A 17,115-nucleotide genomic window follows, 5' to 3' on the forward strand; every position below is an offset into this window, starting at 1 on the left:
CTGAACGCATGCGCCTGTTGATCGTGGAAGACGAAAAGCGCCTCGCGTTGTCCCTGGCCAAGGGCCTGACGGCCGAGGGTTACGCCGTCGACGTCGTCCACGACGGCATCGACGGGCTGCACCGCGCGAGCGAGGGAACGTACGACCTGGTCGTCCTCGACATCATGCTGCCCGGCATGAACGGCTACCGGATCTGTTCCACGCTGCGCGCCGCGGGCCACGACGTACCGATCCTGATGCTCACCGCGAAGGACGGCGAGTACGACGAGGCGGAGGGCCTGGACACGGGCGCCGACGACTACCTCACCAAGCCGTTCTCGTACGTCGTGCTGGTGGCCCGGGTGAAGGCGCTCCTTCGCCGCCGCGGTGGCGGTGGCCCTTCGCCGGTGCACACGCTGGGGGAGCTCAAGGTCGACACGGCGGCGCGCCGCGTCTTCCGCGGCGAGGACGAAATCACCCTCACCACCAAGGAGTTCGCGGTCCTTGAGCAGCTGGTGCTGCGGGCCGGCGAGGTGGTCTCCAAGGGCGACATCCTGGAGCACGTCTGGGACTTCGCGTACGAGGGCGATCCCAACATCGTCGAGGTGTACATCAGCACGCTGCGCCGCAAGCTGGGCGCCACCCTCATCAAGACCGTGCGCGGCGCGGGCTACCGTCTTGAGGCCCCGCGATGAGGCGGCTCTTCGGCTCGGTGCGGGCCAGGGCCACGCTCGGCGCCAGTCTCGTCGTCGCGCTCGCGCTGGTCGCGGCGGGCGCGGCCGTACTGATCTCGCTACGCGTCAACCTCACGGGGCAGGCGGATTCGCGGGCCGCCTCCGCCGCCCGCGAGGTCGCCTCGCAGATCGTCTCGGGGCGTCCGTACGCCGATCTCGACCTGCCCGACGGTGAGGACAGTCCGGTCCAAATCGTGGACGAGAACGGCCGGTTGGTGGCGGCCAGCGAGGATCTGGAGCGGATCAGCGGCACGGGGTCGGACGAGGTGAAGCCGGGGTCCGCGGCCGGGAAGCCGTCGGGCGACGACGACGAGGGAGAGCGCGAGGGGAAGGGGAAGGGCGGCGACTCCGCCGCCGACTCCGAGTCGGGGTCCGATTCCGATTCCGAGTCGGGCTCCGACTCAGGGTCGGGTTCCGACGACGCCGAGATCTCCGACGACACCGAGTACAGCGACGGATCCGCCACCGTCGACGGCGAGAGCGCCGACTACCGCTTCGCCGCCGTCGAGGTGGGCACGGAGTCCAAGGGCGACCTGAAGGTCTACGCCGGTGGCTCGCTCTCCGACGAACGGAGCGCCGTGTCCACGGCGTTGACCTCCATGCTGGTCGGCTTCCCGCTGCTGCTCGCCGTCGTCGCGGGCACCACCTGGCTGGTGACGCGCCGCGCGCTGCGCCCGGTGGCCGCCATCACGGGGGAGATGTCCGCCATCACCGCGTCGCAGGACCTGGGGCGCCGGGTCCCCGAGCCGGACACGCACGACGAGATCGCCAGGCTGGCCCGCACCACGAACGAGACGCTCACGGCCCTGCAGACCTCCGTGGAGCGCCAGCGCCGCTTCGTGGCGGACGCCTCCCACGAGCTGCGCAGCCCCATCGCCTCGCTGCGCACCCAGCTCGAAGTGGGCGCCGCGCACCCGGAGTTGCTGGACGTCGACGGCGCGGTCGAGGACACCGTGCGGCTCCAGGAGCTCGCCGCCGATCTGCTGCTCCTCGCCCGTCTCGACGCGGGGGAGAAGCCGGGCGGCGCGCGGGTCGAGCTCGCCGCGTTCGTCCGCGAGGAGCTCTCGCAGCGCACCCGGGACCGCGTCGACGTGCGCACGGACCTCACGAGCCTCGAAGTCACCGGATCGCGCGGTCAGCTGGCGCGGGTGCTCGGCAACCTCCTGAACAACGCACAGCGGCACGCGCACTCCCGGATCACGGTCACCACCAGGACCGAGGGTGCCTGGGCGGTCCTGGAGGTGTCCGACGACGGGAGCGGCGTGCCGGTGGGCGAGCGCGAGCGGATCTTCGAACGCTTCGTACGCCTGGACGACGCACGCAGCAGGGACGACGGCGGGGCCGGGCTCGGCCTCGCGATCGCACGGGACGTGGCGGTGCGGCACGGCGGCGCCCTCGTGGTGCGGGAGGCGCCGTCGGGCGGTGCGCTCTTCGAGCTCCGGCTGCCGCTCCCTCAGTCGTCGGCGGAGTGAGGGGTGCTGTCGCTGCCGGGCGGGAAGGCGCGCACGACGCGCGGGATGCGCGCGGTGTGCGGGCGCCGGTGGGCGCCGCGCGGGATGCGCGTCAGGGTTTGCCGCGCTGTCCCCGCAAATGTTCCGCGATCGGGGTCAGGGCCTTGCGCAGATCGCCGAGCGCCTCGGGTGAGACGAGGTCGACGAAGTGCCGCCGCACGGATGCGACGTGGTGCGGTGCCACCTTCTGCATGGTCTCCATGCCCTCCTCGGTGAGGACGGTGTAGAGGCCGCGCCGGTCGGACTCGCAGTTCTCCCTGCGCACCAGGCCCGCGTTCTCCATGCGGGTGATCTGGTGGGACAGGCGGCTCTTGGACTGCAAAGTGGCGGCGGCGAGATCGCTCATACGCATCCGCAAATCATCGGACTCGGAGAGGTGTACGAGGATGTCGTAGTCGTTCATGGTCAGGTTGAACGGCTGAAGGTCCTTTTCGAGCTGATAGGTCAGCATCCTGTTGACCTCCACGTGGGTGCGCCAAGCGCGCTGTTCCTCGTCGGTCAGCCACTGCGGGGCCGTCTCGGTCTCCATGGAATCGATTCTACCTAAGAAGTTGAAAGGTGAACGAATGGTGGGATGTGACGCGCCTCGCACCCCCTGGCTCACGGAGGCGCACAGGCGTTCGCCGTCACACTCCGCAGACTACCGCTCACAGCCCGAAGCGACGCTGGAGGTCCCCCAGTTGTCCGGGAAGACGCGGTGCGCCCGACTGCTGTCCCGGTTGACCCGGAGTGCCCCGTCCGCCCGGCACGCCCGCCTGGTGCGGCACCTCACCGGCGGCCTGCTCCGGCATCAGGGCCTCGGTCGACTGGAGCAGCACGGTGCCCGCGCCCACGAACTCGAACTGGTGCTCCTCTCCGGAGGTTCCGCCGATGCCGGTCAGTGCCCGCACGCCTCCGATGACGCCCGTGAGGTACCCGTGGTCGTAGTGGTGGCACGGTGAAGGACAGTCGGCCCAGCCCACCAGCGCCTGTGGATCCACCCGGATCGGCGGCTCCATGAAGACCACGGGGCCGTTCGAGGCGGCGACGAACTTGCCCGTCCCGATCAGCGTCAGAAAGCCCGGAACGATCGACTGCTTCAGCGCGAGAGTTGGCTGAAAAGCGAGGAGGTTGCCGGAGCGAATGGTCAGGTTGCCCTCTTCGAGGTCGTACGAATTCACGTCGAAGGCCCGGTCGGCTAGGAGCATCTTGCCCTGGCCCTCCGCCACGACCCAGTCGCTCGCGTGCAGCGGCGAATGAAAGCTGGTCCGGACCAGACGGTCGAGACGGCCGTGCCCGATGCCGTTGAAATCGATCCGCCCGTAGTAGGCGATCATCTTTCCCTTCTGCAGGAACCACTGGCTCCCCTTGAGCTCCACGCAGAAGGTGTAGGCATTCACGTTGTCGTCGGTCGGCAGCGTCATCGGGTCGAAGACGGCGGGAGCGCCCGCCGGGGTCGAGACGTTCGGGTTCACAGCTTCTCCTCCGAGGCCTGGACGTACACCGCGCCGCTGCCCGACAGCTCCAGCTGGAACGCCTCGCCGGAGCCGCGGCCCACCATGTCGCGCCAACCGAGCGCCGTGGACAGCTTGTTGCGTACGTCACCGTGGTGTGCCACGTACGCCTGCGGGTCGACGTGGACCGGGCGCTGGGGGGTGATGGGGACCTCGATGACCCCGCCGTGTGCCATGACGGCGACCGCGCCGTGTCCCTTCAGGGTGGTGGTGAACAGGCCCTGACCGCTGACCTGGCCGCGGACCATGCCCATGACGCCGCCCTGCGAGCCCATGAACATCGTGCCCTGCTGGAGGGTGCCGTCGAAGGCGAGCAGGCGGTCCGCCTCCACGTAGAGGGTGTCTCCGGAGAGGCCGATCACCTGGATGTGATGGCCGCCGTGCCCGAAGAGGACCGTGCCGCTGCCCTCGACGGTCATCAGGGGCGTCGCCTCGTTGGCCACCCGGCGTCCGATCATGGACATCAGGCCGCCCTGCCCGCCCTGGATGTTGGGGGTGAAGGAGACGTCCCCCTTGTAGGCGAGCATGGCGCCGCGCTGGCTGAAGATCTTGGCCCCCGGCTGCACGGTGGCCTCGATCATCTTCGAGTTGATCTCCTGGAAGGGCATGTCAGACGTCCCCCGCGATCGTCGCCCGCTCACTGGGCTGTACATAGACCAGGCCGTCGCCCTCGAAGCGGATCTGGAAGGCCTCGCCGCCGCCCTCGCCCATGAAGGTGCGGAAGGTGACGCCGGACTGGAAGCTCTGGTGGAGGTTCCCCTGGTGCGCGATGTACGCCCCCGGGTCGACCGTCAGCGGGTACTGCTGTGAGACGCGCAGGACCACCGCGGGTCCGTCGGAGATGATCGCGGCCTGCCCGCTGCCCTCGACGGTCGTCGTGAACAGTCCGTTGCCCTGGGTCGCGCCGCGCAGCCCGGTGAAGCTCGTGCCCGTGCGCAGCCCGGCGTCGGTGCAGAGCAGATTGCTCGCCTCCACGTAGAGCTTCTCGCCCCGCAGCTGTACGAGATTGATCTCGGTGGCACGGTCGGCGAACCAGCACGTGCCGTGCCCCTTCACCTCCATCACCGTCATCTGCTCGCCGGTGACGCGACGGGTCACCATGCCCCGTATGCCCTCGCCTCCGCCGGTCATCTTCTTGAAGGCCATCTGGCCGTCGTACGCGACCATCGAGCCGTTCTTCGCCTTTACGGCGTCGCCGGTCATGTCGACCGCGAGCACTCTGCTCCCCTGGAGCCGGAACGTAGCCACGAATCGACGGTAGCCGCCCCGTACCCGCCCAGAACAGGGTGAAGGGCCCTGAGCGAACCCCGAGAACACCCCGATGTCACAATGGGGGTCGCTTGTGCGCGCGTTCACAAGATCGGCGCGCGCCGTGCGTCCGCCCCCTCCCGCCGCCCACCCACCCGAAGGTGATCCGTGGACATCAAGACCGCTTCCGCACTCCGCCGCCTCCGCCTGGTCTCGGCCCCCGAGGCCGTGTCCTTCCTGCTGCTGCTCATCTGCTCGGTGCTGAAGCGGACCACGGAGTTCAACGCCGTGCCGGCCATGGGCATGATCCACGGCGTGCTCTTCGTCCTCTACGTGCTGTTCTGGCTGGACGCCTGGAACCGCACCAAGTGGGACCTGAAGACCGGCGCCCTCTACTTCGTGCTCTCCGTCCTGCCGGCCGGCGGCTTCTTCGCCGAGCGCAAGCTCAAGCGGGAGGCCGAGGCCGCGGTGATCGCCTCGCGCGCCCGCCGTGAGGGAGTCGTGGGCGCATGATCGTCGCCTTTTCCGTCACCCCGCTCGGAGTCGGTGACGACGTCGGCGAGTACGTCGCCGACGCGGTCCGCGTGGTCCGCGAGTCCGGTCTGCCGAACAGGACCGACGCGATGTTCACCTCCGTCGAGGGGGAGTGGGACGAGGTGATGGACGTGATCAAGCGCGCCGTCGCCGTCGTGGAGGAGCGCGCGCCCCGCGTCTCGGTCGTGATGAAGGCGGACATCCGCCCCGGCGTGACGGACGGCCTCACGTCCAAGGTGGAGACGGTGGAGCGGCACTTGTCCGCGTAGCGTTCCCCGGTGCTGCGCCTGTGCCCGTGCCTCTGCCTGTGCCTGCGCCTCGGCTTCCGTCTGCCGGTTCCGTGTGGCTGGTCGCGCAGTTCCCCCCGCCCCTGACGGGGCCCACGCGCGCCTGCGCGAAGCCCTGATGAAGTTGTGAAGCCCCCGCCTCCGGGCGGGGGCTTTCTTGTGCCTGCCGACTTGAGCGACTGCTCAAACGCCTGTACCTTCCGTGGAAGAAGACTTGAGCACTCGCTCAAGAACGCGCTGACGTGGGGGTTTACCGTGAGCCTGTACATCGAGGCACGCATACGCGCCGATCTCGACGACCTGTGGGCCCGCACCCAGGAGCCCGACCGGCACCAGCGCTGGGACCTGCGCTTCACCGAGATCACCTACCTGCCGCGCCAGGAGGGCGAGCCGCAGCACTTCCGGTACGCCACGCGCGTGCTGCCCTTCCTGGCCGTCGCCGGCACCGGGATCTCCGCGGGGGAGAAGCGCCGCCCCGACGGCACCCGGACCTCCGCCCTGCGCTTCGCGTCGCCGCACCCGCTCTCCCTCCTCGAAGAGGGCAGCGGCTACTGGCGCTACGTGCCGACCGACGACGGCGTCCGCTTCGTCACCGGCTACGACTACCGCCCGCGCTGGGGCCGCTTCGGCAAGATCGCCGACCGCGCGGTCTTCCGCCCGCTGATGGGCTGGGCGACGGCCTGGTCCTTCGACCGCCTCCGGCTCTGGCTGGAGCGGGGCATCACCCCCGAACGCGCGCTCCTGCACGGCGTCGCGGAGGTCGCCGTCCGCGTCCTGTGCGTGGTGGCGGCCGTCCTCCTGGCCCCGCTGACGGCCATCGCGACGGCGGCCCTGATGCTGATGCTGCCGCCCCTGCCGACGACCCCCGCGGCCCGCCGCTGCCTGCGCACCCCACCGGAACGCGCGCGTGCGCCGCGTCTTCTCACCACTCTCGCCCCGTACGCGGAGCAGCGGCAGCCGGAGCAGTCGCCGCGGCCCCGCACGGGGCGGGAGGAGTTGCGCGCCCGGCCCGCGCGGAGCCGCGGCCGCGCCGCCCGCGGCGGGGCTCTCGGCGGGTGCGGGTTCGCGGGGGTCGCCCGCGCGACTCCCCGCGCCCCTTACACGGTCAAGGAGCAGCAGCTGTGAAGCGACGATCCGAGTCGATCTTCAGGACGGTGCTCGGCGCGGACTTCGAGCGACTGCACCCGCAGCTCCAGCGGCGTTTCTCCGTCGGCCTGGACAGTGGTGAGGCGTGCACGGGCCGGGGCGTGATGGACCGCATCTGGCACGGCAGGGGCTTCGTGAAGCCGTTCCTCGCGGTCGGCGGCACGCGCAACATCCTCGTACCGCGCCAGGGCAGGAACGTGCCCTTCGTCATCGAGAACGTGCCGTACGCCGACACGTACGGACGTGAGACGGTGACCTTCGTGCGCACCTTCGACCTGCCAGGCGGCCCCCGCCGCTTCGACGCCCAGATGGTCCTGAGCCCCCAGGGCGACCGCGTGCTCGACTACCTCGGCACGCACCAGCACCTCGCCAGCGACCTGCACTTCGAGGCCGAGCCCGACGGCTCGCTCCTGATCCGCTCCGGGGAGCACCGCTTCCGCGAGGGGCCGGTGGACTGCCGCGTACCCGGCCTCATCGGCGGCGACGCGGAGGTGCGGGAGTCCTACGACGACGCGACGGGGCGCTTCCGCATCCAGGTGCGGGTGGTGAACCGGCACTTCGGGCCGCTCTTCGGGTACGAGGGTTCCTTCGAGGCGACGTACGCGGACGTCCGCTCCTGCGGAGTACGTCCCGGGCTGCGCCCGGTGCGCGAGGAGGCGCGCGCGTGACACCCGCGAAGGACGCGGCCAAGGGCCAGGAGACCCGGACCAAGCTCCTGGAAGGCGCGCTGCGCACGCTCACCGAACAGGGCATCGCCAAGACGTCGGCGCGGACGATCGCGGCGGCGGCGGGGGTCAACCAGGCGCTGGTCTTCTACCACTTCGGCTCCGTCGACGAGTTGCTGTCCGCGGCGTGCAGGCACGGTACGGAGCAGCGGGTGACGCGCTACCGGGAGCGGCTCGCCGGAATCTCCTCCCTCTCCGAACTCCTCGCCTTCGGGCGGGAGATGCACGAGGAGGAGCGGGCGGCCGGGCACGTCGCGGTCCTGGGCCAGCTGCTCGCCGGGTCCCAGACCCAGCCGAGGCTCGCTGCCGCGACGGCTGCGGGGCTGGGCCTCTGGATCGAGGAGATCGAGAAGGTGCTTACCCGGGTGCTTTCGGCGTCCCCGCTGGGGGAGTTCGCGGATCCGGTCGGGCTCTCCCGGGCGGTGGCGGCGTCGTTCGTGGGCATGGAGCTGTACGAAGGGGTCGATCCGGCCGGTACGGAGCGGGCGTTGGCGTCCCTGGAGCAACTCGGCACGCTGGTCTCGGTGATCGAGGACCTGGGACCGCTGGCCCAGCGAGCACTCCGCCACGGCCTGCGCCGAACGCGCCCTTGACCGGCTCCGGTGCGGCTGCCCCCGTCCTTCCCCTCGGCATGGCGTCCACCGGCATCACCCACCTGCCCCCGTAACGGCCCCTCAGCGACGGGGGCTGTGCCCACCCGTTCCGCCCTGCGGAACGCCTGCCCACAGCGGGGGACCGCACCGTGCCGCAGCCGCGAGCGAGACCCGAGGGGACGCGGCGGTATGTCTGCCCGGAGCACTGGTGGCCACGCCCAGAGGTGCATGACCACGACGGCTCACCGGGATAGCGAGGACGGACATACCGCCGCGGCCCCGCCCCACGACACCGGCCGAAGGCGACGCCCCACACGCCGCCCCAAGGCGCACCGGCGAACCCCGAACCGCACAAGCCGCCCCCCACCGCAACCCCACCCAAACCGCCCACCCTAAAACCGCTCGCACGGGCGTACCCGGTTCGACACGCCGGGGAAACTCCCCTTTTGTGTGGGTATCGGCTAGTTCGATCACCAGAACCTGGAGGGCGCTGTGCGGCAGCCGGAGGGCTACGACTACGACACCCACAGCACGCTCGCCGGCCCGCTCACCGAGCCGTCGGCCGGCGGAGCCAAGGACGGCGGCGGCTATCGGGTCCAGTACCGCAAGCTCCTCGCCCGCGAGCCGCACCGAATACGGGCCGTCCTCCTGATGACGCTGGCCCCGGTGCTCACCGGCCTCCTGCTCGTGTATCTCGTCTGGCCCACCCACTGGACCGAACGCGAGGGCGGCGACCGCTGGCTGATCGGCCTCGACATCACGATGCTCGTGGCGATCGGCCTGATCGAGCTGTTCATGCTGGTCAACGTCGTATCGATCGCGCACGCGACGATGGTGGCGAGGGACCCGATCCCCGTCGTCCCCGAGGAAGGCACCCGCGTCGCCTTCCTCACCACGTACGTCCCCGGCAAGGAACCGCTGTCCATGGTCCGCGCCACCCTGGAGGGCGCCGTGCGGATACACCACACGGGCCCCCTGGACGTATGGCTCCTGGACGAGGGCGACGACGCCGAGGCCAAGGCGCTCTGCGAGGAGCTCGGCGTGCACCACTTCACCCGCCACGGCGTACCGGAGTGGAACCGCAAGAAGGGCCCGCACAAGGCCCGCACCAAGCACGGCAACTACAACGCGTGGCTCGCGATGCACCACGCCGACTACGAGTTCTTCGCCTCGGTCGACACGGACCACGTCCCGCTCCCCAACTTCCTGGAGCGGATGATGGGTTACTTCCGCGACCCGGACATCGCGTTCGTCGTCGGACCGCAGGTCTACGGGAACTACGAGTCGCCGGTCACCAAGGCCGCCGAGTCCCAGCAGTTCCTCTTCCACGCGCTGATCCAGCGCGCGGGCAACCGCTACCGCGCCCCCATGTTCGTCGGCACGAACAACGTCGTACGCATCAGCGCGCTGACCCAGATCGGCGGCCTGTACGACTCGATCACCGAGGACATGGCGACCGGATTCGAGCTGCACCGCCGCCGCAACCCGCTCACCAAGAAGCACTGGCGCTCGGTGTACACCCCGGACGTGCTGGCCGTCGGCGAGGGCCCGGCGTCCTGGACGGACTTCTTCACCCAGCAGATGCGCTGGTCGCGCGGTACCTACGAGACGCTGTTCAAGCAGTACTGGAAGGCACCGTTCACGATGCCGCCCGGCCGCCTCTTCTCGTACTCGCTGATGCTCGTGTACTACCCGATGACAGCGGTCAACTGGCTGCTTGGCGTGCTCAGTTGCGTGCTCTTCCTGTGGTTCGGGGCGAGTGGGACGCAGGTCGCGGCATCGGTCTGGCTGATGCTCTACAGTGACGCGGCCGCGCTCCAGATCGGCCTCTACCTGTGGAACCGCAGGCACAACGTGTCCCCGCACGAGCCGGAGGGCTCGGGCGGCCTCGCGGGCATGGGGATGTCGGCGCTCTCCGCGCCGATCTACGCCAAGTCCCTCGGCGCGGCCGTCCTGCGCCGCCCCAGCCGCTTCGTGGTCACGCCCAAGGGCGGCGACGCGAGCCCCGACCGCCTGCTGACGTTCCGCATCCACCTCTTCTGGGCCGCGGTGCTCGCCAGTTCGCTCGTCGCCTCCTTCGTGCTCGACCACACCCATGTGGCGATGCGTACGTGGGCGGTGCTCGCGATGATCATCTCGCTGGCCCCGGTGACGATCTGGACCTGCACGACGGTCAAGGAGCGCAGGGCGCGCAAGGCGGCGGTGCGGCGGGCCGCCGCACCGGGAGCCGAAGCGGAGGGCGAGCCGGAGCCGGCGTTCGCCACCGGTACGACGACAGGAGGGAACTGACCCATGGCCTACCGGCCCTCGAAGCGCACCAAGAAGACGCTCATCGGAGTCGGCGCGGGCGCGCTGCTCGTCGGACTGAACGCTCCCGCCGCGCTCTCCTTCGCCGAGGAGCAGTACTACGAGTACAAGATCGCCCAGCCCGGCTACAAGAAGAAGTACGGGTCGTGGAAACAGGTCGGCATTCCGGAGGAGTTCCGCACCAACGCCATCCACGCGGCGCTCCTGCACACCGGCAAGGTGCTGATCGTGGCGGGCTCGGGCAACGAGCAGAAGAAGTTCGACGCGGGATCGTTCGACACGATCCTGTGGGACCCGAAGAGCGACACGTTCAAGAAGGTCGAGACGCCGGAGGACTTCTTCTGCTCCGGTCACGCCCAACTCCCTGACGGGCGGCTCCTGGTGGCGGGCGGCACCGCGCGCTACGAGCTGCTCGACGGCGAGGTGGAGCGCGCGGGCGGCGGCATGCGGGTGAAGAACGAGAGCCCGGACAAGACGGTGCGCATCAAGAAGGGCACCACGTTCCGCTCGCCCTCCGGCATCGAGTACGTCAGCAAGTTCGACGTCGAAGTCCCCAAGGCCAAGCGGGACTTCGAGATCTCGTACTCCAAGGCCGGTGTGATGCAGCCCTGGAAGACGAAGGTCAAGGCGAGCGAGACGCGGGTCTTCGTCGAGGCGAAGGAGCCGGGCAGGCAGGCGGTGACGGAGAAGTCGGCGCAGTACGAGATCGAGGGCCTGGCCGGCGAGGACGCGGACAACGCGTACGGCATCGCCGAGAAGATCGACATGGAGAAGCAGGACTTCCAGGGGATCAAGGCGGCGTACGAGTTCGACCCGAAGGCCGAGAAGTACGTCCCGGTGGACCCGATGGACAAGGCCCGCTGGTACCCGACGCTGGTGGGGCTGGAGGACGGCAAGGTCCTCGCGGTCTCCGGACTCGACGACGTGGGCGTCATCGACCCGGGCGACAACGAGATCTACGACCCGAAGACGAAGAAGTGGTCGGACGGGCCCAAGCGGTACTTCCCGACCTACCCCGCGCTCTTCCTCACCAAGGGCGGAAAGCTCTTCTACCCGGCGTCCAACGCGGGGTACGGCCCCGCAGACAAGGGCCGTGAGCCGGGCCTGTGGGATCTGGAGACGAACACGTTCGAGAAGGTCCCCGGCCTCGACGACATGGACCAGACCGAGACGTCCGCGTCCGTGCTGCTGCCGCCCGCGCAGGACCAGAAGGTGATGATCATGGGCGGCGGTGGGGTCGGCGAGTCCGAGAAGGCGACGCGCCGCACGGCGGTGATCGACCTCAAGGAGGACGACCCGTCCTTCAAGACGGGACCCGAACTCCCGCAGGGCACCCGGTACTTGAACAGCGTGCTGATGCCGGACGACTCGGTGTTCACGTCCAACGGCTCGGCGGACTACCGGGGTCGCAGCGCCAGCAACATCCTCAAGGCGCAGTTCTACGACCCCAGGACCAACGCCTTCCGCGAGGCCGCCTCACCCAAGGTGGGCCGCAACTACCACTCGGAGGCGCTGCTGCTGCCCGACGGGCGGGTCGCCACGTTCGGCTCCGACCCGCTCTACGACAACGAACAGAACACCAAGCTGGGCCACTTCGAGCAGCGCATGGAGATCTTCACCCCGCCCGCGCTGCACCGGAACGGAAAGGACCGCCCGGTGCTCGGCGAGGGCCCCGAGCAGCTGCCCGCCGACGGCCGCGCCACGTTCCGCACCGCCCACCCCGACAAGATCGCCTCGGCACGGCTGATGCGCCCGAGCGCGGTGACGCACACGACGGACGTGGAGCAGCGCTCGATCGCCCTCGACGTCAGCAAGGGCAAGGGCGAGGTGACCGTGGACGTACCGAGGAACGACGCGGCGCTGGTGCCGCCGGGCTGGTACATGCTCTTCGTCACGGACACGGGCGGGACGTCGTCCGAGGCGAAGTGGGTGCATGTGGGCGAGAGTTGAGGGATCCGGCCCTCACGCCTCCTTGGCGTTCCGCGCGAGGCCGAGGGCGTAGTCCGGCCACCACTGCCCGGCGGCCGGGCCGCCCCGGCACGGCCCGTCCGAGTCGCCGGGGCGCTTGATCCACAGGACGGCGTCGAGCAGGGGATCGCCGGTGCGGTCGGTGGGCGGGGTGCCAAGGCCCCGGCCCGGCGGGTTGCACCAGGCGTCCTGGCGGTCGCCCGCGAGGGGCCCCTTGCCGTTGCGGCTGGTGTCCATCACGAAGTGCTTGCCGCCGACGGTGGCCGAGAGAGCCTTGCCGTACGCCTTCGTCGTCTCGTCGTCCTGGAAGTTGGAGACGTTCAGCGAGAACCCGTCGGCCCGCTCGATGCCCGCCTTGCGCAGCGGCCCGGTGAGCTTGCGCGCGTCGGAGATCCAGCCGGGGTTGCCCGCGTCCAGATAGACCTTCACCTTCGGCTGCCGCTTGAGCCGCTCGATGGCCTCGGAGAGCAGCGAGAAACGGTCGGCGTGGTACTCGGCGGGGGTGCAGCCGTCCACGATGTGCGGGATCGCGTCCGGTTCGAGGACGACCACGGCGGGCGAGGTGCCGATCGCGTCGGCGAAGGCGTTCACCCAGCTCCGGTAGTAGTCGGCGCTGCCCGCGCCGCCCGCCGAGTGCTGGCCGCAGTCGCGGTGCGGGATGTTGTAGGCGACGAGGACCGCCGTGCGGCCCCCGGCGGCCGCGCCCCCGGTCGCCTCCTTGATGTCCGGCGCCGGGTCGTCCCCCGCGGGCCAGACGGCCACCGGCTGCTCGGAGATCCGCTTGAGCACCTCCGCGTCCCGGTCGCGGCCCTGCGCCTGCCACTGCTTGACCTGCCGGGCGGCGGCGCTGTCCGGGTCGACCCAGAAGGCGCCGCCGGGCGCCGGGGTGCCGTCGGTGGCGGGGCCGCGCACGGCGGACGCCTCCTGCGGTCCTGACCCGGAGTCCGACGAGCAGCCCGCCGTCAGTCCGAGGGCGGTCAGCGCGGCGAGTGCCGTGAATGTGCGGAGCAGCCGGTGCATCCAGCCCCCTTGGGCGACGGTGGCGACGACGTGACGACGACGGTGACGGTCAGTCAGCCCGGCAATCGTTACATAAAGGACTAATGTCGCCCTTGTGCCACACCGCCCCGACCCGCCCCCGACCCGTCCCGAGCCGCCCCGTCCCGCCTCAGCCCCCGCTCCCGTCCCCGCCCTCACCGCCTCCGCCACCCCCGCCCCCGCTCACCAGGGCGATGGCGAGCGGCGTGCACTCGTAGAACACCTGATGCCCGTACCGCCGCGACACCAGCAGACCCGCCGTCCGCAGCGCCCCCAGATGCGCCGACACCGTCGACGGCGCGAGACCGGTGCGGTGCGCGAGGCCCGTCGTGGTCGCGGGCGCGTCGAGCGCGGCCAGGACCGTGGCACGGCCGCGCCCCAGCAGCCCCACGAGCGCGGCCGGCGTCCGCTTCGAGGGCTCCGCCCACAGGCCCGCGATGCCCCGCACCGGATAGGCCAGCGTCGGCTGCCACGGCGGGTCGAAGCCGCTGACCACGTCGGGCCAGGAGAAGACGCTCGGGATCAGGATCAGGCCCTGCCCCGTCAGATGCCGTACGTGCTCCTCGCGCCACTCGACCGTCAGCGTGCCCGCGTCCCACGAGAGCCGCCGGTCCAGCTCGGGGAGCAGGCCCCCGAGCCCGACCTCCGCGAGCCGCCGCGAGTGGAAGGCGACATCGGCTTCGAGCAGCGCCCGCAACCGCGGCCAGTCCGGCTCGATCAGTGTGTGCCAGGCGGCCTCCATGGCGTCCGCGAGCTCCCGCACCGCGCCCGCGGGATCGGCGAGCAGCGCCCGGCCCCGCGGCGATTCGGCGGCCCCCGGCGTACAGGCCAGCGCCCGCGCCAGGTCCGGCCGCGCGACCTCGGGATCCGTCGCGCGCACCCCCGCGATCTCCTCGTCGAAGCGGGCCGCGGGCCCGATCGGCGGCGGCCCGAGGAAATCGGGGGAGTGCCCGCGCCGCGGCATCAGCAGCCACAGGGCGCTCAGATCGAGCTCCCGGCTCGCCTCGCGGATGCGGCGCAGCCAGTGCGGGTGGTACCCGTGCCGGTCACGCCGCTTGAGCGTGCGCACCGCCTCCTGCGTCTCCCACAGCGGCGACACCGCGAACCTGCAACGCAGCAGGTCGTCCTGCCCGAAGTGGATGTGGAACGGCACACCGGCCTCCTCGCGCCGTCGGTACATCGGTCGAACCGCGCCCGGCCCCGAGGCCGCACTCCGCCCGGCAGGACCTCTCCGCCCCAGGATTCGCCCAGGACCGAAACTCTAGGCCCGCCGCGGCCCCCGCGTGAGGCTGCCGCCATGCCACCCGTAGAGCCCACCGGGTACACCCGGGTCTTCGCCGTACGCGAGTTCCGTACCGTCTTCGCCGCGCACGCCTGCTCCCTGCTCGGCGTCGTCGTCAGCGAGATCTCCCTGACCGTGCTCGTCTACGGCCTCACCGGATCACCGCTCCTGAGCTCCCTCACCTTCGCGCTCGGGATGCTGCCCTACCTCATCGGCGGCACGCTCCTGTCCGGCGTCGCCGACCGCTTTCCGCCGCGCCGCGTCCTCGTCGTCTGCGACCTGCTCTGCGCCGGCTGCGCCGCCCTCATGGCGCTGCCCGCGACCCCCGTCGCCGCGCTCCTCGCGCTGCGCGCCGTCATCGCCCTCGTCGCACCCGTCTTCAACGGCACCCGCATGGCCACCCTCACCGACGTCCTCGGCGACGGCGACCTCTTCGTGCTCGGCCGCTCCCTGCTGCGGATCGTCTCGCAGAGCTCCGTCCTCGTCGGCTTCGGACTCGGCGGCGTGCTCCTCACCTTCGTACCGCCGCGCGGCGCCCTCGTCATCACCGTCTGCACGTTCCTCCTCTCCGCGGTCCTCCTGCGGTACGGCACAAGGCGGCGGCCCGCCCGCGCGGGCGAGGGCGGCGGCACGCTCCTGCGGTACTCGCTCGGCGGCCTCCGGCAGGTCCTCGCCGAGCGCCGCGTGCGCGCCCTGCTCCTGCTCTTCTGGGTGCCGCCGATGTTCCTCGTCGCCCCCGAAGTGCTCGCGGCCCCCTACGCCGACGAGATCGGCATCGGCGTCGCGGGCGTCGGCCTGCTGATGTGTGCCCTGCCGGTGGGCACCATCGCCGCCGAGCTGTACGCGGGCTCCGCGCTGTCCGCCGCCGCGCGCGGCCGCATCGTGCTGCCCCTCGCCGCGCTCACGCTCCTCCCGCTCACCGTGTACGCGCTCACCCCCGGCCTGGTCTGGGCCGTCGTCGCGCTCGCCCTCGCGGGCGCCGGATCCGCGTACACCCTGGGCCTGGACCGCTGGTTCGTCGACGCCGTGCCCGAGGAGCTGCGCGGCCGCGCGATGACCGTGCACTCGGCGGGGCTCATGACCATCCAGGGCACCGGGATGGCGCTCGCGGGCCTGGCGGCCGAGTTCTACGCGGTGAGCACGGTCGTCGCGGCCGCGGGCGTGCTCGGGACGCTCTGCTGTCTGCTCCTGGTGGTGGAGGTGCGGCGCACGGCGACGGATTCCGCGCCGGCCGCGAGGGAACAGACGCCCGAATTCCGAGACGGGGCTGACCAGCATGTGACCGACGGGTAAGGTCGATGCCGTGCCGAAGCCGCTCAGCCTCCCCTTCGATCCCATCGCCCGCGCCGACGAGCTCTGGAAGCAGCGCTGGGGGTCGGTGCCGGCCATGGGCGCGATCACCTCGATCATGCGCGCGCACCAGATCCTGCTCGCCGAGGTGGACGCGGTCGTCAAGCCGTACGGACTCACCTTCGCGCGCTACGAGGCGCTGGTCCTGCTCACGTTCTCGCAGGCCGGCGAGTTGCCGATGTCGAAGATCGGCGAGCGGCTCATGGTCCACCCGACGTCGGTCACCAACACGGTGGACCGGCTCGTGAAGTCCGGCCTCGTCGACAAGCGCCCGAACCCGAACGACGGCCGCGGCACGCTCGCCTCCATCACGGAGAAGGGCCGCGAGGTCGTGGAGTCGGCGACGCGCGAGCTGATGGCGATGGACTTCGGGCTCGGCGCCTACGACGCGGAGGAGTGCGGGGAGATCTTCGCCATGCTGCGGCCCCTGCGGGTGGCGGCGGAGGACTTCGAGGACAGGGGCTGAGGGGCGGCTCTACGGTTCTGCCGGGTCGGCGCGCTGTCCCCGCCGACGCGGGGGTTTTCCGGGCGGTTACGCTCGTAGCCATGAAATCCAGCGTGCTGACCCGCTACCGGGTGATGGCCTACGTCACCGCCGTCATGCTCCTCATCCTGTGCGCCTGCATGGTGGCCAAGTACGGCTTCGACAAGGGCGAGGGCCTGACGCTCGTCGTCTCCCAGGTCCACGGCGTGCTCTACATCATCTACCTGATCTTCGCCTTCGACCTGGGGTCCAAGGCGAAGTGGCCGTTCGGCAAGCTGCTCTGGGTGCTGGTCTCGGGCACCATCCCGACCGCCGCCTTCTTCGTCGAGCGCAAGGTCGTCCGTGAGGTCGAGCCGCTGATCACCGACGGCTCCCCGGTCACCGCCAAGGCGTAGCCGCCACCGCGTGGCCACCGCCGTGGGCAAGCCCACGGCGG

At 70.8% G+C, this 17,115-nt stretch carries 17 protein-coding genes and 1 pseudogene; 12 read left to right on the forward strand and 6 right to left on the reverse strand.

Annotation, left to right across the window (positions count from 1 at the left end):
- The first annotated feature begins 8 nt into the window (after positions 1-8).
- Positions 9-674 (forward strand): response regulator transcription factor, encoded by a 666-nt coding sequence (locus tag ACIO9J_RS09060; RefSeq protein WP_401994865.1) that lies wholly within the window; start codon positions 9-11, stop codon positions 672-674.
- On the forward strand, positions 671-2,185 hold the full coding sequence (locus tag ACIO9J_RS09065; protein ID WP_401994868.1) for an ATP-binding protein: 1,515 nt from the start codon (positions 671-673) through the stop codon (positions 2,183-2,185). The genes ACIO9J_RS09060 and ACIO9J_RS09065 overlap by 4 nt, the downstream gene beginning before the upstream one ends.
- Positions 2,186-2,276: 91 nt before the next feature.
- On the opposite strand, the gene ACIO9J_RS09070 is transcribed toward ACIO9J_RS09065, so the two are convergent.
- From ACIO9J_RS09070 to ACIO9J_RS09085, 4 genes are all read right to left on the reverse strand, one after another.
- Entirely contained in the window at positions 2,277-2,753 is a 477-nt protein-coding gene (locus tag ACIO9J_RS09070) for a MarR family winged helix-turn-helix transcriptional regulator (RefSeq protein ID WP_401994871.1), read from the reverse strand.
- 118 nt (positions 2,754-2,871) lie between these two features.
- Positions 2,872-3,627 (reverse strand): AIM24 family protein, encoded by a 756-nt coding sequence (locus ACIO9J_RS09075; RefSeq protein WP_401995929.1) that lies wholly within the window; start codon positions 3,625-3,627, stop codon positions 2,872-2,874.
- 47 nt (positions 3,628-3,674) lie between these two features.
- Positions 3,675-4,325: an AIM24 family protein gene (locus ACIO9J_RS09080; RefSeq protein WP_401994874.1), complete on the reverse strand. Its 651-nt coding sequence runs from the start codon at positions 4,323-4,325 to the stop codon at positions 3,675-3,677.
- Position 4,326: 1 nt separating this feature from the next.
- Positions 4,327-4,965 (reverse strand): AIM24 family protein, encoded by a 639-nt coding sequence (locus ACIO9J_RS09085; RefSeq protein ID WP_079043623.1) that lies wholly within the window; start codon positions 4,963-4,965, stop codon positions 4,327-4,329.
- 168 nt (positions 4,966-5,133) lie between these two features.
- Between ACIO9J_RS09085 and ACIO9J_RS09090 the strand changes: the two genes are divergently transcribed.
- The 7 genes and pseudogenes from ACIO9J_RS09090 to ACIO9J_RS09120 all read left to right on the forward strand — a co-directional run bounded on the left by ACIO9J_RS09090 (position 5,134) and on the right by ACIO9J_RS09120 (position 12,507).
- Entirely contained in the window at positions 5,134-5,478 is a 345-nt protein-coding gene (locus tag ACIO9J_RS09090) for a DUF3817 domain-containing protein (RefSeq protein WP_401994877.1), read from the forward strand.
- On the forward strand, positions 5,475-5,768 hold the full coding sequence (locus ACIO9J_RS09095; protein WP_055549079.1) for an MTH1187 family thiamine-binding protein: 294 nt from the start codon (positions 5,475-5,477) through the stop codon (positions 5,766-5,768). The genes ACIO9J_RS09090 and ACIO9J_RS09095 overlap by 4 nt, the downstream gene beginning before the upstream one ends.
- A 273-nt stretch (positions 5,769-6,041) precedes the next feature.
- Positions 6,042-6,719, forward strand: a pseudogene (locus tag ACIO9J_RS09100) (hypothetical protein); the annotation flags it as partial.
- Between the two features lie 188 nt (positions 6,720-6,907).
- Complete coding sequence (locus ACIO9J_RS09105) at positions 6,908-7,600, forward strand: DUF4166 domain-containing protein (protein ID WP_401994880.1); 693 nt, start codon at positions 6,908-6,910, stop codon at positions 7,598-7,600.
- Positions 7,597-8,250, forward strand: coding sequence for a TetR/AcrR family transcriptional regulator (locus tag ACIO9J_RS09110; protein WP_401994883.1), 654 nt, complete (start codon positions 7,597-7,599; stop codon positions 8,248-8,250). Before ACIO9J_RS09105 ends, ACIO9J_RS09110 begins: the two co-directional genes overlap by 4 nt.
- Positions 8,251-8,742: 492 nt before the next feature.
- The gene (locus ACIO9J_RS09115; RefSeq protein ID WP_401994885.1) at positions 8,743-10,539 is read left to right on the forward strand and encodes a glycosyltransferase family 2 protein; all 1,797 of its coding nucleotides are present in this window, start codon (positions 8,743-8,745) and stop codon (positions 10,537-10,539) included.
- Positions 10,540-10,542: 3 nt separating this feature from the next.
- A complete protein-coding gene (locus ACIO9J_RS09120; protein WP_401994887.1) occupies positions 10,543-12,507 on the forward strand; it encodes a galactose oxidase-like domain-containing protein in 1,965 nt (654 codons plus the stop codon).
- 12 nt (positions 12,508-12,519) lie between these two features.
- Here ACIO9J_RS09120 and ACIO9J_RS09125 read toward each other — a convergent pair whose 3' ends face one another.
- Both ACIO9J_RS09125 and ACIO9J_RS09130 read right to left on the reverse strand, forming a co-directional pair.
- Positions 12,520-13,545 (reverse strand): glycoside hydrolase family 6 protein, encoded by a 1,026-nt coding sequence (locus ACIO9J_RS09125; protein ID WP_401994888.1) that lies wholly within the window; start codon positions 13,543-13,545, stop codon positions 12,520-12,522.
- Between the two features lie 148 nt (positions 13,546-13,693).
- Entirely contained in the window at positions 13,694-14,716 is a 1,023-nt protein-coding gene (locus ACIO9J_RS09130; RefSeq protein ID WP_401994890.1) for a DUF5937 family protein, read from the reverse strand.
- 144 nt (positions 14,717-14,860) lie between these two features.
- On the opposite strand from ACIO9J_RS09130, the gene ACIO9J_RS09135 reads away from it, so the two are divergent.
- The 3 genes from ACIO9J_RS09135 (at position 14,861) to ACIO9J_RS09145 (ending at position 17,074) form a co-directional block, all read left to right on the forward strand.
- On the forward strand, positions 14,861-16,138 hold the full coding sequence (locus ACIO9J_RS09135; RefSeq protein ID WP_401994891.1) for an MFS transporter: 1,278 nt from the start codon (positions 14,861-14,863) through the stop codon (positions 16,136-16,138).
- A gap of 10 nt (positions 16,139-16,148) precedes the next feature.
- Positions 16,149-16,661: a MarR family winged helix-turn-helix transcriptional regulator gene (locus ACIO9J_RS09140; protein ID WP_401994893.1), complete on the forward strand. Its 513-nt coding sequence runs from the start codon at positions 16,149-16,151 to the stop codon at positions 16,659-16,661.
- A gap of 80 nt (positions 16,662-16,741) precedes the next feature.
- The gene (locus tag ACIO9J_RS09145) at positions 16,742-17,074 is read left to right on the forward strand and encodes a DUF3817 domain-containing protein (protein WP_401994895.1); all 333 of its coding nucleotides are present in this window, start codon (positions 16,742-16,744) and stop codon (positions 17,072-17,074) included.
- Positions 17,075-17,115 lie beyond the last annotated feature (41 nt).

Source organism: Streptomyces sp. NPDC087300 (assembly GCF_044744425.1).
In the GTDB taxonomy this organism is placed as follows: Bacteria; Actinomycetota; Actinomycetes; order Streptomycetales; family Streptomycetaceae; genus Streptomyces.